Annotated in this window: 10 protein-coding genes, 1 tRNA gene and 1 pseudogene; 6 read left to right on the forward strand and 6 right to left on the reverse strand. The window is 52.9% G+C overall.

The genetic code is table 11. The features are described 5' to 3' along the window. Window positions 1–26 precede the first annotated feature (26 nt). Entirely contained in the window at window positions 27–929 is a 903-nt protein-coding gene (locus Q0P86_RS10465) for an A24 family peptidase (RefSeq protein WP_295039294.1), read from the reverse strand. A 100-nt stretch (window positions 930–1,029) separates the two neighbouring features. On the opposite strand from Q0P86_RS10465, the gene Q0P86_RS10470 reads away from it, so the two are divergent. Together Q0P86_RS10470 and Q0P86_RS10475 are read left to right on the forward strand one after the other, a co-directional pair. Next, window positions 1,030–6,327: a hypothetical protein gene (locus tag Q0P86_RS10470; RefSeq protein ID WP_295039295.1), complete on the forward strand. Its 5,298-nt coding sequence runs from the start codon at window positions 1,030–1,032 to the stop codon at window positions 6,325–6,327. Further along, window positions 6,327–6,788: a hypothetical protein gene (locus Q0P86_RS10475; RefSeq protein ID WP_295039297.1), complete on the forward strand. Its 462-nt coding sequence runs from the start codon at window positions 6,327–6,329 to the stop codon at window positions 6,786–6,788. Before Q0P86_RS10470 ends, Q0P86_RS10475 begins: the two co-directional genes overlap by 1 nt. A gap of 65 nt (window positions 6,789–6,853) precedes the next feature. Here the strand turns inward: Q0P86_RS10475 and Q0P86_RS10480 are convergent, their stop codons facing one another. Then, window positions 6,854–7,486, reverse strand: a complete 633-nt coding sequence (locus Q0P86_RS10480; RefSeq protein WP_291025269.1) for a 4'-phosphopantetheinyl transferase superfamily protein — start codon at window positions 7,484–7,486, stop codon at window positions 6,854–6,856. A 38-nt stretch (window positions 7,487–7,524) separates the two neighbouring features. Between Q0P86_RS10480 and Q0P86_RS10485 the strand changes: the two genes are divergently transcribed. Next, entirely contained in the window at window positions 7,525–8,124 is a 600-nt protein-coding gene (locus Q0P86_RS10485) for a hypothetical protein (RefSeq protein WP_295039299.1), read from the forward strand. Window positions 8,125–8,179: 55 nt separating this feature from the next. Next, a tRNA-Val gene (locus Q0P86_RS10490) sits at window positions 8,180–8,253 on the forward strand. Between the two features lie 636 nt (window positions 8,254–8,889). On the opposite strand, the pseudogene Q0P86_RS10495 reads toward Q0P86_RS10490, so the two are convergent. The 3 genes and pseudogenes from Q0P86_RS10495 to Q0P86_RS10505 all read right to left on the reverse strand — a co-directional run. Further along, window positions 8,890–10,329, reverse strand: a pseudogene (locus tag Q0P86_RS10495) (DASS family sodium-coupled anion symporter); the annotation flags it as partial. A 223-nt stretch (window positions 10,330–10,552) separates the two neighbouring features. Beyond that, window positions 10,553–15,868: a hypothetical protein gene (locus Q0P86_RS10500; protein WP_295039302.1), complete on the reverse strand. Its 5,316-nt coding sequence runs from the start codon at window positions 15,866–15,868 to the stop codon at window positions 10,553–10,555. Window positions 15,869–16,048: 180 nt separating this feature from the next. Beyond that, a complete protein-coding gene (locus Q0P86_RS10505; RefSeq protein WP_295039304.1) occupies window positions 16,049–21,082 on the reverse strand; it encodes an InlB B-repeat-containing protein in 5,034 nt (1,677 codons plus the stop codon). 308 nt (window positions 21,083–21,390) lie between these two features. Here Q0P86_RS10505 and Q0P86_RS10510 point away from each other — a divergent pair, with 308 nt between their 5' ends. After that, entirely contained in the window at window positions 21,391–22,191 is an 801-nt protein-coding gene (locus Q0P86_RS10510; RefSeq protein ID WP_295039307.1) for a hypothetical protein, read from the forward strand. A 121-nt stretch (window positions 22,192–22,312) separates the two neighbouring features. After that, window positions 22,313–23,110 (forward strand): hypothetical protein, encoded by a 798-nt coding sequence (locus Q0P86_RS10515; RefSeq protein ID WP_290993134.1) that lies wholly within the window; start codon window positions 22,313–22,315, stop codon window positions 23,108–23,110. A 118-nt stretch (window positions 23,111–23,228) separates the two neighbouring features. Here the strand turns inward: Q0P86_RS10515 and Q0P86_RS10520 are convergent, their stop codons facing one another. After that, window positions 23,229–25,028 carry an extracellular solute-binding protein gene (locus tag Q0P86_RS10520; protein WP_290993132.1) on the reverse strand — a complete coding sequence of 600 codons (1,800 nt, stop codon included), beginning with the start codon at window positions 25,026–25,028 and terminating at the stop codon, window positions 23,229–23,231. Between the last annotated feature and the right edge of the window lie 229 nt (window positions 25,029–25,257).

Below are 25,257 nucleotides of genomic sequence, written 5' to 3' on the forward strand. Positions count from 1 at the left end.
ACTACAGCTAATTCGCGCAGAAGCCCTTATTCGCCGAGAACGAATTTCATATAGACATCCTTCAGCGCATCGCCCCACAAATACATAAACGGGGCGGCTACCGCGAGGAACGGGCCGAAAGGAATCTGTCCGGCACCTTCGTCTTCCGCCTCGCCTGCGGAAGCTTTTTTATTTTGCGAAGCCTTATTTTGAGCAACCTTTTTAGCGGCACGGCGTTCGGCAATCTTTGCGTACGGCACCATAATCAAGATGCCAAGAATCGAGGCGACCACCAGCACTTCGACCGCACGGGTAAAACCCATGATGGCTCCGAAACCAGCGAGGAGCTTGACATCGCCAAAACCCATGGCGTCTTTGTGCAGCACCTTCGATGCAACAAAGCCCAGCAGGTAAAGGCCACCGCCGGCAGCTACAGCGCCCACAATGCTTTCGACAGGGGTGACGCCCCCCGGAATAAACGAAATGACGAGCCCCGCGACAATGCCACCCACCGAAATGGAATCGGGAATTAACTTGTACTTAAAATCAACCGCGCTCACCGGATAAATGCCGAGCAGGAGCCAGAAAAGCGCCAGGGCGTCGGCCCACACTTCCATACCCTGCACCGGGGCGGTAAAGTTCGTCGTGAATCCGGTCGCCGCATAAAGGGCCAGCGCACCGAGCAAGCCGCAAATACTTTCGCCAATAGGGTAGATGATACTGATCGGTTGCTTGCAACAGGCACTCTTTCCGCGCAGAATCAGCCAGCCGACAATGGGCAGGTTGTAATACAGCGGAATATGCTTCTTGCACAAGGGACAATGCGAAGGCGGATTGATCAGCGAAATTCCGCGCGGCATGCGGTACACGATCACGTTGTAAAAACTGCCGACACAGGCTCCCAGCACAAAAAACACCGCAAGATGATACCAAAGAGGGATTTCTTCCATAAAACAAGCTCCATCGGTGCGTTTTATCACACACGCTTTACGAATAAAAAAGATAGATTTAAAGTGTAAAAAATATCTTGATTTTAATTGAGGATGTGCTATGCGTGTACCCCATTTTTTGTTTTTTACCCTTGGCCTGAGCGCCATGATAGCCCTTTTCGGCTGTTCCAGGGAATCGTCCGTCAAGGAAAACGTGAACCTGAAGAACAACCACTCCCGCGTTTTCATCTTTAACGAGCCCCTTCCTGATGCGCAGGCATTCGCCGACTCCATGGCAAACACGGCCGTCGTGGAAGCCGACACCATACCCGACACGCTTACGGTTACCGTTAACGACACCGTCTATATGATAGGCCTCCTCCCCTACCATGTCGACAAGATTTACCGTTTCCAGTGGACACTTACTGACAAGAACGGCAAGGACACGACCATCATCGGCGGCAACGCCAAGCCCCAAGCCTGGGCATACGCAAAACCTGGACTCTACGAGCCCAGGTTTGTCGCCTTTGACGGCAACAATGCTACCGACACTTCCGGTACGGCCACCCGCAAGGCCTGGGTCAAGGTCATCGACACCAAGCCGCTCTTGACCGTTCCCAAGGACACCCTGTGGACCAGACACGATGGCGACATCACCTTCCCGATTCTTGCAAGCGACTCCTTCGGAACCATCGTAAACATCAAGGTCGACCTGGATGCCAGCGGAAAGGATTCCGCCAAGGTCTGGAAATACGAAACCTTCGAAGACAACGACTCCCTCTACCTCACCATCAAGAATAGCGATGCCAAGATAGACTCGCTCGGAAACCAGAAGATTTACGTCATCGTAGCAGACGACGATGGCAATACGACCAAGGACAGCGTGAACCTGCACTTCAACCGCATCCCGAAACTCAAGATTATCTACCCGCAGGACGGTGCACGTCACAACATCAATGACCGTTTCTACTTCTTCTACGAAGGTACAGATGACGACAACCCGCAGAACCTGCAATACTTCATTTACGCCCAGGTTTCCAAGAACGGACAGCCGCCCCAAAAGGCGTTCACGCCGGACGACCTGATTGCCGCCGAATTCACCTCGAACATTTTCGAACCCATCAACCAGCAAGGTAAGAACGTCATTACCCTGATTAGCGATCCGAGCAAACAACTGACGGGCCGCATCTACTGGGACATGTACGTTACCGACGGTTACGATATCGTCCGTATGGAACGTATCTCGACCGGCGAAGGTTCGAGTCGTCCCTGGAACTTCTACATCGGCGACCTGAGTTCGACGCAGGGAACCTTCTCGGGTACGGCCAAGTACCAGGCCCGCAGCAACCATGCGGGAATCCACGTGGAATTCAGCAACGGCAACAAGACCTTTGACGCCTACACCGACGAAAAGGGAAACTACTCGGTGAAGGTGGACGCAGGCGCCTACACCGCCACCGCAAGTTCCGATTCCGCCAAGGAATACAAGTCCGTCACACTCAAGGACCTATTCATTGAATCGGGCAACACCATCATGAACGACGAAATGCTGCTGAAGGACACTGTAGCGCCGGTCCTGCTCGTGAAAAACATCGACACGCTGACTAGCCGCGAATACAATTTTGCCATTTACGCTCGAGACCTGGGATCGTTCCTGGACACCGTCACCGCCGCTATCGACGGAAAGGCTCAGGCTCTCAACTGCAGCAAGGACGACGACAACGCCGTGTTCAACTGTCCGCTCGCCCTTTCGGGCCTGATGGACGGAGAGCACCAGTTCAACTATTCCGCAAAGGACAAGGCAGGAAACACAACCACCCTTCCCACCCAGACTATTGTCGTAAAGGCGACCTCGATGACCCTGAACGTGAACGGGGCCCAGAACGCCCGCATCGGAACAGGCGGAAAGTTAGACTTCACTGCGAAAGTGATTGGCGCCTTCCCGGCAGCGGACTCCGTCATCTGGACATGGGATGTGGGCAACGGAGCCACCACCAAGAAGACAAAGGTCCTCGATGACGGTACCACGACCTACAGACTCGACTATAGCGAGGTATCCAGCGCCAAGCCGGGCGAAGACTATATTATGACGGCGGAATACAAGAGCAACGGAGCCAATGTCAAGACGCAGGTCAAATTCGGTATCCTGGGCGATGATCCGGCAGCCATCTTTACTGAGCCCGCATTCGACGACACCGTAAGCCTTAACGACCCCGTCCACTTTAAGGTCGAAGCCTACCTCGGCAAGGCATCTACCGAGCTCCATATTGAATGGGCTTGCTCCGGTTCTGCAAGCGGCTGCCCCGCAAAAGACGTGAAGGAAGCGGACATATCCTTCAACGCAGTCGGACTGCACACCGTTACAGTCACGGTGAAGGACCAGGATGATAAATCCTCTTCAGCTGTGACCACCGTGACAGTCGTAAACGATCCGCCAAGCATCAACGCTTCCACCGAAAGCAACTCAAACGAATACAAGATTAATTCTATCGTGACGGTCAAGGCTTCCGCAAGCGACAAGTTCGGAACCATCAGCAAGATCGAATGGGGTTGCAGCAACGGTATGGTCGCCTTTGACCACGACACCACATTTAGCGTCCCCCAGAAATCGGTCAACGACGTTCCGCTCAAGTTGCAACTCCCCGGAGTCGAAGTCACGAACCACCGCTGCATTTTCAAGGCAATCGACGATGACGGAGAAGAAGGCCTCGACACGCTCCTCTTCACGACCCTGCTCGACCTTCCGACTGTACGACTTTCGACAAAGAAGGACACCGTAAAAATCAACAGTTCGCAGACGCTCAAGGCGAACGCGACGGACAAACTCGGTTACATCGCCGCCTACGATTCCGCCTGCAGCGACAACCTTTCCGAACTCAAGAACCCCAGCTGGGGTCCGATGAACGGCCCCGAAGCAGTCGTGCGTATGCCCTCGACGGCAACGAACGCCTACTACTGCGTGGTACAGGTCACTGACGACGACGGCAACACGGCCCGCGACACCGCCGTATACAAGGTCATCGTCGGACTACCGACCGTTACGGCCTTTGTCAACTACAACAAGGTCACCATCAAGGATGTCGTAGAACTGAACGCACACGCACAGGACTCTCTCGGCACCCTGGTCAAATATGAATGGGGTTGCGGCGCCGCCTCTGCCCAGAACATCGGCTTTACCTACAGCCACCAGACAACGCCCAGGACGACTATGACGATGCCGTCCGTTCCGCAGAACGGATACAAGTGCATTGTCCGCGTCACCGACGACGACGGCAACATCGCGAAGGACACCGTGGAAATCGACATTGTCCTGGCACCGCCCACCATCAAGGTTGCAAACGACAACCTGACTGTCCGCGAAGGCTACAACATCGCCCTGAACGCAACGGCAAGCGACAACAACGGACTTCCCTCGGATCCGGGTTCAATCGCCAAGCGCGAATGGAGCTGCGCTACATCGGAACAAATTGCCGCCAACTGGAAAACCGTCAGCGACTTTGACACCGTCTGGAAAGCACCCGCTGTACAGGCCAATTTCTACTGTATCGCCCGCGCAACCGACAACGACGGCAACACCGCAAGCGACACGACCAAGATCAATTTCTCGACCGACGTCCCCCTCATCTGGGTCAAGGACGAAGTCATCTACCTGAACCCCGGCGACAATTTTGAACTGGACGCCTCGGTCAACGACGTATGGCAGGGCATCGACTGGTTCACCTGGGAATGCAAGGAGAAGGCGACCGGCAAGACCATGGAAAACAAGGTCACCAAGTACGACTATGCCGCAAACCACCAGTCCTTCAGAATCGGCAAGGACTCCACCTACTCTGAAAAGGGGAAGGACATGGTCTGCGTGATTTCGGCTCAGGAAACCAGCACCAAGGCGACCTTCAGTGACTCAACCGAAGTCCGCCTGATGCAATACCACCCCGTAGGCGTCATTACCGCGGCAGATACGGTCTACCTGTGGAGCGGCGATGAAGCTGTCGATGACGCGGCGCTCTATTTCTACACTCCGGAATGGGGCGGTTTCAATTCCAAGCTCGGCGACCTCGGCGACAAGAACATGCAGGATTTCCGCTGGAAATTCAGCAATGTCGACAACAACTTCTACCAGGGCCGCGCGAACGGAAGCCTAGATACCAACATCGCCGAATTCAACACGGCCTTCACCCGCAGGTCAACCGAAGGATCCATAACGATTACGCTGGATTACCGCGACAGCAGCGCCGAAACGGTCTCGCCCGGCTTCCTCAGCCGCCACCGCGCCGCCGAAGTCAGCCGCACGGTCTATTTCCGCAAGGCATGGAAAAACCAGGGCAAGGACACCGTTCTTGCGGCATCGACCGTTAACACCTCTCCCGCACTCGCCATTTTCAACGACAAGCCGGTTGTCGTCTACCTCGAAAGCAAGACATCAGTCGCGGCGAAACGTTTTGACGGAACAAACTGGAACAAGGTCGGCGAAACCATCACCCTCAACGATTCCGTGACGCAGCTCAGCGTTACCGTACACGGCAACGCCCTCTACCTTGCCGCACTCGAGAAGACCGGAAAACTTTCCGTATACAAGTCCGCGGGCGCAACCTCGTCTTTCGCCAAAGTCGGAGCTACCTTCGAAAAAATCAGCTCCGCAAAAATCGTGAGCAAGGAAAGCGACAGCTATCCGCACGTCGTGGTAATTGCGAGCGACGACCAGAAGATCTACATGTACGATTACAGCGGCAGCGTCTGGAGCAAGAATACCAAGTTCGGCAAATTCGACGGGAACCAAAAATACCGCGAACTCGATGCAACCTATAACAGCGACGGTAGGCTGATTGTGATGGGCGTAGCCACCGATTACACCGCTTACTATGGACTATACAAAACCGACTACTCGCTAATCAAGCGGGATGGTTTCAGTGCATATAATGTAAGCCAGCCAAAACTCGTTTGTGACGAAACAACAATCTACATGGGTTTCCTTAGCCGTGACGTGAATACCTACGGGCCACGAATGGGCAAGGGAACTATCTCGAGCAACGAAATCTCCTGGATCAAGACTGGCAGCGTATTCGCTAGCACCCCCATTAACGAAGGCATTCTCGCCTACCACTTGAGCATCGCCATCTATAACGGAGTCATCTACGCCGCCATAGACGACAAGGGCAAACCCGAACTGTCGCAGGTCCATGTATACCGCTTCGAGAACAACAAGTGGCTCCTGCACGGCGAGAACCAGTTGCCCTACTTCAAGGCTGTCTTCAACGAAACCAAGGGCTACTACCTGCGCGGATCGTTCCCGATGCTCGCCGTCGACAATTCTGGCAAAGTCTATGTATCTATGCTTGCCCGCGAAAATGCGGGCGGCGCCAACCGCAACAACGGCCCGCTCGTGATGAAGTACGTGGCCGACAACTGGGAGATTAAATAATGAATATCGAAATTGCTGCAATCTGTGACGCCGCGACCGCCAACGGGTCCGGAGGCCGTCTGAATATCCTTGGAGCATTCGACCGAATCTTTGCAAAATTCCCGCTCGTAATCCCGCAGTGCTCCACGGCATTCCGTATCCGTTACTCGCGCAGCGAAGCCGGCATGCACGACCTGACGCTTGCATTCGAGGATGTGTGCGGCAAGCCGATCGTGCCCTCGATGCAGTCTAAAATTCCGCTGGAACCAATCGCCCAGGGATTCGACACCGCCGCGGTGAACATGGTCCTGAACCTGCAGCGCCTCCAGATCAAGCGCCCCGACAAGTACATCATTCGCCTGATCGTCGACGACGAAGAACTGGCAAGCCTCCCGCTGTACGCACTCGAAGCCCCACAGCAGCCGGGAGGAAACTCTCCTGACGCCCCCATCGCAAGTGGCGAACAGGAACTGCCCAACTAATTCAAATTTCAGAATTCGGAGTTCGTAATTTGGATTTTGAATGAATCCCTGTTCCGAGTCCGGAATCAAGCGGAAACGGCGAGGCAGAGAGCGGCCTTCATAGGAGCTCCGACAGCCGAGCCGTCCAGGTCGACAAGGTAAACTGAACGATCCGGTGCATCCAGGTGCACCGGATTTTTTAGCATATTGCGCCGAAGAGTACCTTCGAAAAACTCGCCGCCCACGCACTTGTAGAACGCTTCCTTGCGGCACCACAGACGGAAAAACTCCCGCTCGGCTGCATGTTCGGCGAATTCTCCCGACAATGCCGTCAGCGACTTTACGAGGGCTGCCTCTTCGGTACTGAAGAACCGTTCCGCGAGGTGTAGGCGCCGAGGGGAAAATCGTTCCAGGTCCACCCCGAGACGCAACCCTAGAGAGCCTCGTCCGCCAAAAGCCACGACACAGTAACCGTCTGAATGCGTCCAGTTCACGTCAAAATCCAGCTTCGGAAATTTAGGACGCGTATCTTCTTTGGATTCCAGGATATCCGCAGCGGTTACAGGCTCGCCCACATACTCCGACAGAATGCCTAGAATGACCGACCGGTGGTCCGGTTTCTGCAAGAATCCCGCCAGATGCACCACCCCCAGAGGAGTCTCCACATCGAGTCTCCGGATGGTACGGGAATCGCTAGAAATGGCATTGATGTCGTTCATAGGAAGTCTAGCACAAAGATAATTTCTAGTTTAGGGGCATGAATCCAGGTGCAACAGCAAAGACCTCTTTTGCGAGAACGGCTCGGCGAACGACAAGCGCTTTCTTGAGCGCTTTAAGCACCGTATTATGCCTCACGCTAGCCCTGCTTTGCAGCTGCGGAGACATCAATAGCAGCTGGGAAGTCAAGGGCGGCGGCTACCTCAAGTACACCGTCAACGGGAACGGCCCCTACAGCATCGATCTCACCAAGAACGACGTGGAACCGCCCTTTTACGTGAACAACAGCCACCACTACTTCTATTTCTGCTCTCAAATCAACGAAAGTAAGCGCGGCGACCAGATTTCGCTGATGGTCAATAATCCGCAAACCGGCAAGGCCCTCACGCCCGTCGCAAGGGCCAACCTGAGCGGAAGGTTCCAGTACGTCACCTGGATGCGCGAGGAATTCTCGCCAGAAGCACCCCTTATCGAGGACAGCAGCACCATCCGGTTCGACGAAATCATCGGGGATTCGCTCTGGACCGCCCATTTTGACCTCTATTTCAAGGATTGCCGCTCCGGCTCGTGCATCGATAGCCTGCCCCCCGTACATGTCAACGGACGACTACGCTACTGGGTTCCCGCCTCGGAGAGATAGTTCGTCAATACCCCTTGACAAACGAGAAAGCCTTTTCTATATTTGGTCTCACCTCGGTCGATTAGCTCAGTTGGTTAGAGCGCTACCTTGACATGGTAGAGGTCACAGATTCGAGTTCTGTATCGACCACTGAAAGAACCTCGCTTTTTAGCGAGGTTTCTTTTTTCTATGCCAAAGGGAAAAGGCTCTCCCTACTTTCAGCCACAGCTCAGCCTGCTCCGCACGCGAACAAATTACGGCTTCGCCGTGGCTTACAGTACCTACTCGCCTAAGGCGGACAGCTCTTGGCAAGTGGACGCCTTTGGCGTCCGCAATTTCGGCTCAACCATGCCAGAATGTAAACATTCTGTCGCGGCGTTCGCCTTATATGCTTTTGTTGCCTTAGTGCGCATGGCCACCAGGGTGGGGCTCTGCCCTTAAACTCCCGGATGCAGCGATTAAACGCAAAGAAGCCGCCCCTGCGAGGCGGCTTCCTAAAGCATCAATCCGGCTTTGCCGGAATCCTAATTACTTAGCAGCGGAGTCAACCGGAGCAGCAGCCTTCTCTTCAACAGGGGCGGCAACTTCAACCTTAGCAGCGGCAGCACTATCAACGGCGACAGCAACGGTAGAGTCTGCGGTAACGGTGGCAGCGCTATCGGCGACAACCGGAGCGGCAGCTTCAACAGCAGCCGGGGCTTCGACAACCTTTTCGACAGCAGTCGGAGCGGCAGGAGCGGCTTCAACAGCCTTCGGAACCGGAGTACCGAAGAAGTTCATCTTGGCAAGGAGGATCATCATCACCCAAGAAACCACGAGACCACCGAGACCCATCACGATACCGGTCTTCGCCATGCCGTTAGTGTCGGTGTAACCCGTAGCGTGGGCCAAGGCGTTAGGCGGCGTCGAAATCGGGAGGCTCATGCCCAAGGAACTTGCAAAGGCGACAGAAACGAGCAGGGCGGTCACGCCACCGAGGCCAACGAGGTTGTCCTGGCAGGCAATGCCCACGGCGCAAAGAATCGGAACCAAGAGCGTAGCCGTAGAGGTGTGGCTCATGAAGTTCGCCATGAACAAGCAGATGATACCGCAACCGATCATGAGTGCGAACGGAGACCAGCTTGCAAACGGGATCGTCTTGATCAAGTGAGCGGCAAGGCCCGTAGCGTTGAGGCCCACACCGAGAGCGAAACCACCAGCCACGAGCCAGAGCACGTCCCAGCTCATCGCGTTCAGGTCTTTCTTGGTAATCACGCCGGTCAAGGCAAACACGGCCATCGGGATCATAGCAATTGCGTTATCGTTAATGCCGTGGACACCCTTACCGGTCACCCACAAGACAACGCACACGACAAAGGTAATGTACACGATAATTGCTTTCGGGCTGGTATCGAACTTGCCGGCGCCTTCGATCTTCAGGACCATTTCCTTCATCTTGATCGGGTAGATTTTGAGGAGCAAGAGCCAAGCAATCACCATCAAAACAATCACGTACGGAATACCGAAGGCCATCCACTGACCGAAGCTCACCGGGTTTGCGACCAGGTCGCCACGGGCAATAGCGTCGTTCAGGGCGCCGAGGGCAATCGCGTTAGGAGGCGTACCGATCGGGGTGCCCATACCACCGATGTTGGCTCCCAGCGGAATAGCGAGGGCAAAGGCAGCCTTACCGCGGTCATCTTCGTCAAAGAGTTTGAGCACCGGAGCGAGGATGGCAAGCATCATGGCGGCGGTTGCGGTGTTGCTCATGAACATGGAGAACACGGCGGTAATGAGCATGAGGCCCAAAAGCACGAACTTCGGGTTCTTTCCGAAGGGCTTCAGGAGCACGCGGGCGAGGTTCAAGTCCATCTTGTACTTGGTAGCGGCTGCAGCGAGGAAGAAACCGCCCAAGAAAAGCATGATGATCGGGTTTGCAAACGTTGCCATAATGGACTTATGGCTGATCATCGTCACACCGTCCACGCGGAAAGGCGAGAGCGACGAGTCGGACATCGTCACGATCATGAGCACGATGACGAGCATCGAGGTAGACCAGATCGGGAACGGTTGCAGGATCCAGAAGAGGGCCGCCATCACGAAAACGCCAATCACGCGGATTTCGAGCGGGTTCAGGATTCCCATGGGGCTTGCGGCATCGAATCCGAGGGATTCGTAGGGCAAGAAGAGGGCGACGATGGCAAGCACCGACGCGATGATGAACTTGATGAATTTAGCCTTTGTCATAGTGCGGCCAAATTTAGAAAAATGCCGCCCTTATGGCAAGATTACAGGAATACTACTAGTGAGCCACAATCGATTTGTATTAACAAATCGAGGGGGCGAGAGCAAGGCGATGTCATAGGATTCCATAAAACAAGAGCCGAGCGGTCTGTAAGGGGGAAGTCTCCCCTATTTTCGGCCTTGACTCAGCCCCACGCCTAAGGCGTTCCACCCTTAAAAACCCAAATTATCGGGAAACTGCCACTTTACGGGAGGCCTGTTCGCTGCCGACACGGACGCGGAGGAGGTACAGGCCAGGCTTCGGAGCAGTAAGTGCGAGCGCGTTGCGACCGGCAACCGATTTTCCTCGGGCAGAGGCAGCCACCTTGCCGCTTACGCCCACGAGCTGTACCTGGTAGCCTGCGCCAGCCAGGGATTCGCCGACATCGAAGCCTACCTGGAGGGCACCCGGAACATATTCAAACCGCAAATTCTCGACCTTAGAGGCCAGGGCGCGGGCATCCATCGGAGCCACCCGAACCGTAGCGGTAGCTCCCGCCGCCTTGAGCATCACCTTCAGGGAGTCGCCCGCAACGACTTCGGTCGTCTTGCCATCCACCGTCACGAACACCTTGAGGCCCATCTCGTTCAGAGCCTTCACGCCTTCGAACCTGAGGTAGCCCGCACGGTCGCCCGTAGCGCTCAACGCCATCTTCCACTCATAGCGTTCATCGGCACTCCTGATGGATTTCGCGAGGGTGCGTTTGCCTTCCAAGAGAGACAGGTTCACATGGTCGCCCATTCCCTCCGGCGGTTCCGGCTGTTCAGCCGCGGCACCGGCACCGATTACGTTCCAAGAATCCCGGTGCCCTTTCGTATCCGAAAGAACCGCCTGCAGCGTCCAGTTACTGCGAGATTCAGCTTTCGCCAGCACTCGTTTTTCAAGCGGATAGCCAAATCCCGGAGTATGTTCCGCCGCACTTACAAAGAACGGTTCCTGACCGACCTCGGCAGTTCTCTTGGACTCGGAATACACCCAAGCCGCCTCGTAAGGGCCAAGATACAAGGTCTTCCCCGGGTAATCCGCACTCTCAGGATTCCAAACCGTCAGTACCAGGGAATCCTTTTCAAGCTGTTCCGCATTCAGCTGCACCCCCCAACCGTAGGGGTTTGCCACCATGTTCCAGCCGCTATCGAGTTTCCAGACAATTTCGTTACCCGTCCTTGCCGAATCCCTGCGGAGCAACAGCGGACGACCTTCCAGGGAACTGTACCAAAATCCCTGTTCAGCCACAACCTTGTCACCGCGATACTTCCGGTACTTCCAGAAATCGCCAAAGTAAGCGGCCTCGTCCCAGTGGTAGAACACCGGGTCGGCATCCCACACAATGGAATCAATCTCTACATCCGAAAGCGAAACCATTCGCCAAGCATCCGGAGCAGCGGCAATTTCCGCGCTCACCGTAAACGCGGTATCGAACGACACCTTCTCGGCCTTGTCCGAAAGTGTTGCCTTCAGCACATACTTTCCGGGCAGCAACGGATATTTTGTCCAGACACGTTCATAAGGAGAAACCTTCACTTCTTCGACAAAGCCTGCGTTTTCCAGGACAACACCCAGGGCATCCGTCAATGAAACCTGTAGTGAGGCAGAACCATCTACTTCAAACTGATTCGTTTCAAGAGTCAACTGCACCGCATTTCCCGACTGGAGCAGTTCGTGACGTACAAGCTGCAAGGCCGAGGAATCTTCCACATCCTCGGGTATTTCCGAGAAATACGCCCGCATCGTTGCATTTTGCATGTGGCCCAGCAGGGTGTCTCCGTCCTGCAACACAAACCGGGATTCCACCCACTCTTCCTGCTGTTGCTCGTTATCGATAAGGTTGCGAGTCGTAAGCACCAGGGAATCCAGCTTGTAGCCTTCTTCCGGGAGGGTGCGCACCGTCCAGACGGCACCGAACATTTCATGCGGCAAGAGCATCGTGTTGTCTTTTGCAAAAGAATGGACATACGAAGTATCGGCATTGTCCTGAGTCTCTACAAACTGCACCGCACCATGTTCAGCAGTCAGTTTAACCCGGCCGTAGCGGGCGTTGTCCACGCATTCATCGCCATTCATCCATACCGCATAGAACGCCTTCGACTTTTCCGCCAAGTCATACAGGTTTTGGTCACTACTCATCACATGGTACACCCCTTCGGCATCGTCCCACTTGGCCTTAGAATCAAAAGCCCAGCCCCATACGCATGCTTCTGCCGTATAGACCGTCGACGGGAACAGCGCCTGGCCGCCTTCGAGCACCATAATAGAATCCATCCTGGAATCTACGCCATAAAAAACTTCGCCGTGGTCGCCGTTCAAGTTCGTAGCGACATTGACATAGCGCCCAAAGTAGGCCTTCAGTTCAGCATCCACACCTCTTTGTGGGTATAGCGAAAACGAGGTGTCAGCAATGCCAAAATAGGCGGAGTTTACCTGCGAATATCCATCCGCGGACATCGTGAGCAACTCCAGCTTGGAAAGCTTGTAGCCCTTGGCAGGTTTTGACGCCACGTGGAAGTTCATCTGCTCGTCTGCCTGCGGAACCTGCATCACACCCGATTCAAATTCATGGGTGTACTTGACCATATCCTTGCCAAGCTTTGCGTAGGACTGCCAAAGCGACACCGTGCCGTAAGAGCCCTCCTCGCCTTCGATGTTGACTGTCGTGAGTTTCAGGTCGTTCGTATAAATTTCCATGCATTCTTTCGTGTCTTCGCCAACCTTAAGCCACCTGCCATACAAACTAAAAGCATTATCGGCAATATCCATGGTCTCGAACAGATATCCGTCCAGGGCTGAATACTTATATTCCGGATCCTTCAGCTTTTCGCCCCAGCCCTTAAAGCAGGCTTTAGTCGAATAGACTCCCGGAAGCGTCGAAGAATATTCATTGTCGCGGGAATAGGTGTCCATATACGTCAGCTTTTCACCCAGGAACACGTTGTCGTCGCCCGCATTCACATCAAAGGTAACCTTGTAGGAAACCGCAATAAGCTCCGGAGTCACCTGCATAAATAGTGTATAATCTGGAGCGTTATAGCCGCCATAGTAAGACATCGCCTGAACAAGACTATCCATATCCAGGAGTTCCTCGGCCCCCAAGGTCACCGTAACATGGTGCAAAGGCGGCATGTCGGCGCCTTCACTTACGCTTTCAAACATTTTATCCAGATTCGATGTCGACTCCAAGTAATTTGTTTTCGAACTGGCAGAGATTACATTGTCACACAAGCCATTGAACATGCAGTCTTCTATGCGGTCGCGGCTATTCTGACCGCCCAGCCATAAATCAACGGTCCAGTTTTTCAGGACAAAGCCTGTCTCCGTAAAGGCGGCGAATTTCGACATCGCCACTTTCGAGTTGTTATACATACCCGCATTGTCCGGCCCCCCCGCATAAATGGAATCCTTAAAGGCAAGCTTTCCGTTCTTGTAACCGTACGACACGACATAAGTCCTGCTGCGACTTTCCTCCGAGCCCACATAAACCAAGGGAGCATTTACCGACTGCACCGAGCCGTAAACTAGGTGTAACGTATCCGTATACATCTCCTCGGGGCCATCCATCATCATATACCTAACTTCATCTAGGAGCTGACCAAAGTTCCAGAAAGCGCCGCCTTCTTGATTGCTATAAGAAGCCTTGTTGCATTCATCTTCATATCCCGGCTTGCAGTTTACGTAGGCCTGGAGCACGGTCTGCGTTTGGTTATTTTCGCCAAAGACCAAGGGAACCGCTTCGCGAGCTGAATAGAAATAGACACTCTCGGGTCGCTTCCACGAATAAAGAAAATCCACGGAATAGTCGTCCATCAAGATCAAGCTTTCGCCGGTCACCACGGCAGGGTCAGGTATTTCGTACACGACGGCGAGCTTTTTATCCAACACGGCACGAGCGTATTCATCACCGTAAAGTTTCATTTTTTCCAGATTAGACGCAACTGGTACTTCCTGCATGAGGACCGCAAGTTTCACGCTCAAAGCATTCATCGTTTTCACAAAGTTGGCATCCAGGCTGTAGTCCTTTCCCGAAAAGGCGTCAATTATGTAATACTGTTGGGAACTCGGATTATTCGCTCCCTGATAGGTTTTCACGGTAAGGTAACTGTCTATAGATTTCTTGTCGGCGGTCGAGAGTTTCGAATAAATTTCGCTACTTACATCAAACTCTAATTTATAGGCGGTCCTTGTGTCAGAGAGATAGGGGTAGCTTCCATCGTCTTCCCAATAGGTGGAGCCGCTCATTCCTTCATTTAAAATGTAGGTGAACAAGCGGGTTTTCATCAGCGAATCAGACAAGACGCCGTTCTTCCAGGTTTCCTCTCCCACCGCAATTTCACCTGAGCCATCCTTACTCAGGCTGCCGTCTGCCTTCAAGCTCTTAGAGCCGTTCTTGGCCGTATTGCGGTAATTGTAGCGGACATCGTAATCGTTCAAGTTTCCGGCAGGCCAATCTGTAACATCGACACCCTGGGAATTTTTCAAAACACCCAAGGCCGACTTGATGTCCACATCGCCTTTTCCCAAATGATAGTTCGACCTGATTTGCACCGTTGGCGCATACGCCAATCCACCTGCAACATACCCCAAGTAAACTTTTTCCATAGAGGCATAGCCATCGGGCACAATTAAATCTCCCTTAGAGATATTGCCTTCGACTACAAATGTTCCTCCTTTCTCCGCATCACTGCTTCCTTCCACATAGCCGACCAATTTTCCCGCAAAAAGAGCATTAGGCTCCCCTTCTACAACAATTTCGACATCAGCCACTGAATATGTCACTTCAATTTCATTCACCCTCACAGCATATCCGACCAGACCGCCCACACTCACCAAATTGGTTCCGCTCGGAGCCGAGATATTCAGGCTAGATTTTTCAACTTGAACTTGAGTCAGGGTGATATTGTCAGCACTAGCAACCACAATCGAGGCAAGCAGAGGCATTTCGGCACTCCCCTTTCCAGAGAGCTTTACATACGCTCCATCGAACTTGAGATTTTCAATTAACCTAATGTTGTATCCATCAAAAAAAGACGCTTGCCCAGACAGCTCATCTTCCTTTATGTAACAAAAGCCATTGATACCATAGCCATTTCCATGAAATTCTACACTTTTTCCCACACCCGCAAATGAAAGGGGAGTAAAATCATCCATGGCACAAGCGGTATCGCCATTCGAAACGAAATAGCCCCCCAAGTTTATATCGGACTCTAGGGAAATGTTAACTTCATCGGCATTTCCCACGCTACTCAGCAAATTATTGTTAAGATTTTCGACAAACTGACTCCAGGTTTCAGAAGGAGTCCAACCTTCACGAACAAACACGGGAACAGAATCGGGAATCGTCTGCCGTATGAAACATTCGTAATTATAAGGCATATTTCCGCCATTGGTTTCGCTGCAGAAAAACACCACCGGTTTGAAAGTCGAGGCGCCCACTGCGTTTTCCACCGAACCGGCAAAAGAGCCCCCCACCGTAATCAGCAGGACTATCAAGAATTTCGCCAATATTTTCATCACAGCCTCCAAAGTCGCCTGAATGGGGATCATACACTCGCATTTTCCCAACGCTTTTGCGACACGATAAGCAAATAATAATTTTTTTTAGTTCCAGATATTGGCCCCATACGCAAAAAAAAGGTGGAAACAATGCCCACCTTTTGAGTTTAATCACATATTGGCCTGTAATGTCGTGCGCTATCTCACAAGTATCTTGCCCGCCATGTTCTGGGCACCCACCTTGATTTTCACAAAGTAAATTCCGGACTTTGGAACATTCATAGCAAGTTTGTTCGTGCCCGCCGTCGCCGTAAAGCGTCCCGAGGCAACTACCTTGCCATCGATGCCGGCAATCGCGTAGTTCGCCTTCGCTCCGGCCAGCGATTCGGGGGCATTAAAGCCAAGCTGCAAGGTATTGCCCGCAATAGCGGATTTGAATCCGCTAATCTTTGTCGCGACAACTGCATTCGAAGCGGCCACGCGGACTTCCACCTGGCTTGCTGATTTCGCCAAGGCAACATTCACGGACTTTCCATCAGTCACTTCCGTCGTCTTGCCGTCAGCTATCACAAACAACTTAAGACCAAGTTTTTTAAGTTCCTGAACACCTTCAAACGAAAGTTTGCCATCGCGGGCCGTACTTGCAGACATTTCGAGAGTCCAGCTATATTCATCTTCCACCGCCTTGATGCTCTTGGCGAGTTTGACTCCCTTAGCGCCATTTTCATCCTTGTCGCGAATGGCCAGGGACACGCGATTGCCCATACCGGCAGGCGGTTCTTCGAGCGACTGCGGCTTCCCTACACCGAATACGTTCCAGGAATCTTTCTTGCCATATTCATCGGAAAGGGTTGCGACCAAAGCGAAGTTACCAGGAGCACGACCATCCGTCGCCTTCATCAGCTTTTTCTTGCGAGGCTCTTCGCCCAGTTCACCGGGTTCAATTTTCGATTCCGCAATTCCAAACACCGGAGCGGCCGACACACGCCATGTCATCGCATGCGAAGCCTTCGCCCATACAGCCTCGTAGGGACCAATCACCGTCGGCACCTCATATTCCGAAAGCACCGGATTCCAGCGCCAGAACGAGACTTCGCTACCATCGTCGGCAACACCTTTGCTCAGGTCCACATACCAGCCGTATGGGTTGGCCACCAGGTTCCAGCCACTATAGAGGCTATCCAGTTCCCATACGATTTCGCTATCCTTTGCACCGGTCGATTCACGGAGTACCAGCGGCTTTCCCTTTGCCGTACCGTACCAGAATCCACGAGTCGCATCGGCATCGCCACCCGCAAAGGCACGATACTGCCAATAATCACCCACGGGATTACGTTCATCCCACCAATAGAAGCTGGCGTCGTCATCCCCTTCCATCGAGGAACGGTCAAGCGCCGAGAGCGACACCATCTGCCAGCTTTCCGCGTGCACCTCAATTTCAGAAGCGACTTCGAAGTCACTCTCGAAAGCAACAGTCTGCTTCTGGTCGTCCAAGGTCAATTCCACCTTAAACTTGCCCATGGGCGCAGGCGCCATTTCCCAGGCACCGCCCTTGACGACATCGTCCGAAATCACCGTATCGACAATAATTCCGTTTTCTCCAGTCACCACCACACGGACGACCGTTTCGGCATCCGCATTTTCCGCATCGAAAGTCAGGCGAACGGCGTTACCGGACTGTTCAATTTTCGGCTCCACCAACTTGAGTTCGCCCCTGCTGCTGGAACTTTCGGCAGAGCTGGAGCTTTCTTCGGCACTCGAGGAACTCGATTCCACGATTTCGCTGCTGGAACTACCTTCGGAACTGGAGGATTCACCGCTGGAGCTCGACACCGCAGTCTCGCTGCTGGAGCTTTCAACAGAAGCCGAAGACGCGGGGACAAGTTCATAGCGGGCCATGATTTCGGTATTCTTCTTGATTTCGCTAAAATTGCGATCCCAACCGACAAAGGCATACCCTTCATGTTCCGGGGCTTCAGGCGCAACCGCTGCAGCACCATATTCCACCCACAAGGTATCCCCAATCGGAGATTCGTCATAGTCAATAAAGACGACAGAGTATTTTACCTTGGCTGAATCGTACTGGGCTGTATATACGGCATCACCCTTTACCGTCGTAATCGCCGGATGCCATCCCTTGAACTCATAAGAATACTCGGGGGTCGCTTTGCGCGTAATGCCGACCGGCTCCGAGACCGTCATATCAAAGTGTACGGAATCCTGCGCCAAAACAGAGCCGTCAAAATTCTTGAACACGATCAGGTACTTTTTCGCAAGGTACACCGCCTTTATATCCAGGTTCTTTTTCACCTGTATATAAGAGGAATCACTCCACCCTACAAAAATATAACCGTTGCGAGTCGGGTTTTCCGGCGCCGTTGCCGATTTCATATATTCAACAACTTGCTCGTCGTAAAGCGGCGTCAAGCCATCGTAATCAAAGAACCTCACCTTGTACAAATTGATCGCATATTCTGCCTTTACCGTCAAATCTCCCATAATTTTTTCAAAATCCCGATCCCATTCACCCGTGAAGGCATAACCTTCGATTTCCGGCATTTCTTCAAGTGTCGGTGCCGTTGCAGCCTTTCCCGATTCTACCGTTTCCTGCTTGATCGTTACACCGTTCATGTCTACGAAGGTCACCACATAGGTCGCATTTTCCGGTCCGAGTTCCGGCACAACCGGCAGGTTCTTGCTATCGGTGAAAATCGGAAGGTTGCTGTTTGTTCCCGACTTAAAACTCCAGGCATAATCCTCCGCATTTTCATAAGCACTGTTCAGGAAACCGGCAAATTTGGACACCTTCATGGAATCCTTCAATTCCGTTCCGTTGTGATGATCACCCGTATATTTGCGTTCGCCACCGTTCCGAACAACATAGAAGATGCTGTCGCTCGTGCGCCAATCCTTCGTGTAGGTTTCATCCCTCAACATTCCGAACGGTTCGTAGGTATCTTCGGCGGCATCGCTATAATGATAATCCGACCGAATATCGAATCCCTTGTACAGCAATGCGTACCCGAGCAAGTACCCCACCTTTTGCACATACGAAGCATCACTATTGCTTGCCGTCACCAGGATATTGCCGACATTGAAGGAGTTGTGCAGATAAGTTCCCGCCTCGTTTGCACCAGTGGAACCAACAAGACCACCGACATAAAGGGTATTGGCAGCGTGCTTTCCGGTCACGACAATATTACCTTGCACTCCCACATAAGACATTTCAACAATTTCGTTGCAGATACCGCAGATGCCGCCGATATCCGTTTCCTGCACACTCAGCGATACCGCAGACGGCGCCTCTTTCGCCTTATAGGTAATCAGGTTCTCGTTAGATGCAATCACCTTTTCGAAAACAAGCGACTTGCCCCCCTCGGCCTTGGGGAACCCACCGAGGATGCCCCCAACGAATACGCTGTTCAAGCTATCTTCTACCGCAATCGAGCCGTCATAATACAGGTTCATCAAGGTTGCCGGGAGTAACGTTTCGCCCGACTTGGCTACCGCCACACTCGTAAAGCCGATCATGCCTCCTACAAAAACGCTATCGCGAGCATTATTTCCATTAACCATCTTGGCTTCGTCAACAGATGTTTTCACCTTTGATGTAATCTTGACCGAAGACGAGTCATTTGCAAGTCCCAAGCCTCCTGTTTGCGCGATACAAGCCGACCCCGCAATACCGCCCAAATAGGCGTCGCTATGCAGGCCCTCGACAGCGGTACCAGATGCAGAAAGCACAATCGAGCCTGCCGTACGCGAGCCAGTCACCGTCAGGAATTCATCGCCGTTGGCACCTCCCTGGCTACAAGAACCGCCATAGCCGAAAATACCACCCGCATAATAACGATACACCCCTGCGACTCGCAAGGAATCCTTTATATCCACCGTTGCCGTGCTGTTCATAACTCGAACCGAGGTCGCCGATTCCATTGTACCCAGTCCCACAATACCGCCAACGGCTATAGTATCCGGAGATGCCGCATCGTAAATTTTTCCGTCAAACGAGCAATTTGCGGCAACAAAATTTCCAGCCGTTGCAGAACCGGTGTTATCACGAGGCGCAAACAGCACTCCAAAGATTCCGCCCATCGAAGCTCCCCCTGAAATTTTCGTGGGGACAGTCTCACCTGCGCCACCGTACTTCGTATACACCTTCAGGTTTTCAAGCGTATCGCCGTTCGTCTTGTAGAAGCCCACGATGCCACCCAAAGCGGACCTATGTCCTGTGGCATAGTCATGGATTTCAACCTTTAGCGAATCGTCGATAAAAGTGGGGTCTTCGTCGCGTTCCGAACGAATGGCCACCCCCGCAATACCACCTAGAAATACTTGATGGGCGTAGTTGAAATCCGCCAAGACGCTCGAGCCTGCATAACCTTCCGTAATCGAGACCTTATTCGACACATGAATGTCGTCGTCACCCGAAATATTCGAAATGGTTGAATTTTTGACAAGGCCCACAAGGCCGCCCGCAATGGGAGCCTGGATCGAATCATTAGCCAGCACGATGCTATCGATAGTAGCAAGATTCAGGACTCCAACGAAAGCACCCACCGGATAATAGTCCTTGCCATCTCCACTCTCTCCATCAATGTAAATACGCACCCCGTTCAGTTTTACATTCTGGATAGTCACGTTCGAGGCCGATTCAAAAAAACCGACCGGTTTGTCCATAGCGGTCGCTGCGTAACATAGGTGGCTTATCGTAAAATGGTTTCCGTTAAACGAAGTATTATCCATCATGGAAAGCGGAAGATGGTTTACCTCGCAACTTCCAGCCTTGGTCGAAGAATCAAATTCGCCAAGGTCGATATCGGACCCCAATTCCAGCGTAACGCCCTTCATTTCAGGCGATTTCACCCACGAATTCTCAAGCAATGTTGCCAAATTGGCCGGAGTGTCTTCAACCGACGCGACACAACGGCCCTTCTTGGTAAAGGTAGACTGCATGACCGGCCATCCATAGTTGTTGTAATAGCCGATTTCGGTTCCGTTGCTTACATAATTCGTGCCCTTGAAAGTCAAGGACCATTCGGAACTAGAGCAAGCCAATGCTCCTTGGCTTAGCACCATAATCGTTTTCGACGATGTCATCGCAGGGAAGCCAAATCCGCCTTGCGTTTCAACAACGGTCATCAAATTGTAATAACCCGTTCCATTTACGGCAAAAGCCATGCTGCAACAGTACAGCACGGTAAAAAAGACCAAACCAATTTTTGCCTTCATAAAACCCTCTAGATCTTTTACCCTATAAAAATATCCTAATATTTGAAAAAAAGAAGTGATTCACCTCAAAAAATGTTGTCCGTGTGATTAGGAACATATCTAGCAGATAGCGATTGAATCCAGCCCGTGGGGTCCCTCCCGTTAGGCGAAGACGAATTTTCGCCCGGAGCACCTAATTCGTTGCAAGTCAACGGTTTGCAACTAGCAACCGCATTGTGTTCTTTATCACACCCCATGTAACGAGCCCTTTACAAACAGGCTCAACAATACTACATTTTTACTGCAATCATACACCAAGGAGTATTAAAATGATCAAGAAGATTGCCCTCGTCGCAGCCATGGCTGCCAGCGCATCCTTTGCAACCTACAACTTCTTCCCGGTAAAGGATGCCGGCAAAGGCCAGGTTGAAGTCGGAGCCCAGTATGGCTGGACCGACAATACCAGCAATATGGAAATTATCGCAGGTGCCGAATACTCCGTCATCCAGAATCTTGCCCTGTCTCTGACGGGACTCGGCTACCAGCTTTGGGACGATCCGGATGATTGTGGCGAAGACGACTGCCCGGATAGCGACGGCTTCAAGGCTATGACCATTGGCGCTCGTTACCAGTTTATGCCTGTTTTGATCGCAGCCTTGGATGTGAACCTCCCCCTCAATTCCGAAGACGTGACCGGAAAGTACGATCCGTTTGGCCTGTATGGCGCCATCCAGTTCACCAAGGAATTCGTGCCCAACCTGTGGTTCGGTAGCGAAGCCGGCGTTAGCTACAAGTTCGAAGACGAAAAGACAACCGAAGGTCTCGGCCTCACCGTGCAGGCAGAATTGGACTACACCCTCGCCAACCTCGGCCTGACCCCGTGGATTGGAGCCGCCTTGAACATGCGCCTTAGCGATGTCGAAGAAGAATGGTACGACGACGCCCGTGGCGGCAAGGTCACCCAAGAATACGGTTCGGGCGACAAGGCCATCCTGGTCTGGCTCGGTGCCGGCTATGACATCAACCCGATGTTCACCGTCAAGGCCAATTTCATCATGAAGTTCGCCGATGATGATTCCATGGGTTCTGACTGGAAGGGCGTGAACGCCAAGCTCGCCATCAACTTCTAGTTTCAAACACATTTAAGAAGGAATGCCTCGGACCCACAAAGTCCGGGGTATCTTTTTTTTACATCCCGCCGCGTAGGGAAATTGCTAAATTTGGGAAAACCAATTTATTAAGGAGTCTGGAATGTTCAAGAAAATCGCCCTGGCCTCGGCTCTCGCCGCAAGTGCCGCATTTGCAACTTGGGACTTTTATCCCGTTCTCGAAGCGGGCAAGGGTTCCGCCGAAGCGGGACTCTACTACGACTGGTATCACGACTGGTCGCAAGCCGGCCTCAAGGTGGGCGCCCGTTACAGCATTATCCAGAATCTTGAAGTTTCTTTGCAGGGCTGGGGTTTCCAGTTCTGGAGCGAAACGGACTGCAACGGTTGTGAAAACGGCGGTGACGGTCTGCGCGACCTGACCATTGGTGGACGTTACCAAATTGACCCGATGGTTGCCTTGTTCCTGGACTTGAACCTCCCTATCGGTGGCGACGAAGTCACTAGCGATGAAATCGCCCTCTATATGGGCGGACAATTCAGCATGCAGGTGCCGGAAGCTCCCGGTCTCAAGTTCGGAACCGAAGCCGGCCTTTTCTGGGGCTTTGAGCACGACAACAACGAACGCGGTCTTGAAATTCATCTGGCAGGCGAAGTCGGCTACACCATCCCCGATGCAGGAATCACCCCGTTCGTCGGCTTGCAACTCAAGTACCGTATGACCGAAAGCACCTGGGAAGAAGTTGACGAAAACGGCAAGAAGCACGAAAAAGGCGCCAACGACGACGGCGACAAGCAAGTCATCCTTTGGCTCGGTGCGGACTTTTTCATCATTCCCAACCAGCTTGACATCAAGGCGAAGCTCTTTGTTCGTAGCGGCGACCACAGCAACATGGGTGGCGACGCCAGCGGCCTTTATGTTGGAGCAGAATTTTTCTTCTAAGAAGAACTTAGTCGGTAGAGCTTAGAACTTAGACAAAAGGCGTGCTTTTCAGCCCGCCTTTTTATTTTACATTCTTCTAAGTTCTGCAGTGCCGAAGGCACGATCTAAGTTCTATCAACTATTTCACGTCGTATTCAGGCACGGGCAGGCTCTCCCCCGCCTTCATGGCCTTGTCGAGGGCTGCGGACTTCGTGGGGTCAAGCCACCAGTAAACCGGAATGGCGTCTTCGCGATTGAAGCGGTCGAAGACCTTTTCGGGAGTGCCGTAGCGATTCCAGTAAAGAATGCGGTGGTGGTCGCATTGCCACATAAGCACATAGGGCACGATTTCGGCGAGGCGGTTATCCAGCGCCTTCAGGATTTCGTTGCGCTTCGCGAGGTCGAATTCCGTCTTCTGCAAGTTGATGAGGCTATCCACCACCTTATCCTGCACACCGGCCAGGTTATTCGTTCCCTTCTGCAGTGCCGTCGTAGAATTCCAGCTGGCTTCCGGATCGCGGAGGCGGCCAGCACCCCAGTTCACCCAGTACAAATCAAAGTCGGCATCGTCCAAGCGCTTGCGCAAGGTACTCTGCGACATCTGCTCGATGGTCGCCACGACGCCCACCTTCTTCAGGTCTTCCTGGAACAGCGTGAGGTGACGCAAGTCTTCTTGGCTCGTGATGAAGTTAATCGCAAACGGCTTGCCGTCTTTTTCCAGCACACCCTGGGCGTTCACCTTGTAGCCGGCCTCGGCAAAGAGGGCGCGGGCACTATCAGGGTTGAACTTGTAGAGTGGTGCCGTCGGATTCTGGTTACCTTCCCACAAGTCGGGGTAGTAGCTGTTGAGCAAGAAGTACTGGTTGTACATGTACTTTTCGTTCATGGCTTCGCGGTTCAGGAGCATGTTGAGGGCGCGGCGCACGCGGACATCTTGGAACTGCGGCTTACGCAAGTTGATGGCCATCCCCTGGAAACCGATAGGTTCCTTGTTGAAGATACGCTGCTTCACCGCCCAACCCTTCTGCAAGGCGTCAAAGTCCGTCTGTTTCATCCAGATGCTGCTGGTGTAAATCGCGTAGGCGTTGATGTCCTGCTTCTTGAAAGCTTCGAGAGCTTTGGTCTGGTCGTTCATGAAGCGGTAGCGGATTTTTTCGAAGTTGTACTTGCCGCGGTTCCAGTTCTTCTTGAAGCCCCACCAGTCGGCGCGGCGGGCAAGTTCCACATAGCGGTCTTCGCGGAAGGTCTTGATCTTGTACGGGCCCGACACCACCGGGAATTCGTAGCGGATTTGGTTGAAGTCCTTGCCTGCCCAGGCGTGCTTCGGGAAGGCAAGCATTCCCGCGGCTTCCCAGAAGTTGCCCCAGTGCGACTCCTTCGCAGTCATCTTGATGGTCAAGCTGTCCACGACTTCGGGGCGGTCGAAGCGGCTGAGCCCCACCTTGAATATGGGCGTCAGGTTCTTTTCGTCCATAATGACGTCGTAGTAGAACTGCACATCTTCGGCGGTCACCGGCTTACCGTCGCTCCACTTGGCCCGCGGGTCTACATGGAAGGTGAATGTCTTGCCGTCATCGGACACATTCCAGCTGTCGGCAAGGATTCCCACTTCGCGGTCTTCGGTGCTGTGCAGACTCACGAGAGGTTCGAACATCATGCCCATGAGTTCCGCCGAGAAACTGTTGTAGTCTTCCCACATGTTGAAAGACTTCGGCATCGCGGAACCCCACAAGGTAATCGTTCCGCAGGGACGGGCGTCCTTCGAAGCTATGGGGTCATACTCGCCCGTCGCTTCGGGATCCTGCAGGAGTTCGGGGCAATTCAGTTCGGCACTTTTATTAGCTGCACCCTTGGATGCGCCAGACTCGTTACAGGCAGAAAATAGAAACGCGGATGCAACGAGAACCGCACAAGAAACTTTAATAGAAAAATCTTTCATACAGAACAATATAGATAAATTGTTTAGACAGATTGTCTTCCCGAGTTTATCCCGGGAACAACGCTCCCTTTTGCAGGCTCAATGTAATTCCTATTGCTGCGGGAAAAAATGGTGATGCCGGAACAAGTCCGGCATGACAATTGCGAGAAATAGTTAGCTATGGCAGAACAGGCCCGGCATGACAATTGCGAGAAATAGTTAGCTATGGCAGAACAGGCCCGGCATGACA

The organism is uncultured Fibrobacter sp., from assembly GCF_946062555.1.
Classification (GTDB): Bacteria; Fibrobacterota; Fibrobacteria; order Fibrobacterales; family Fibrobacteraceae; genus Fibrobacter.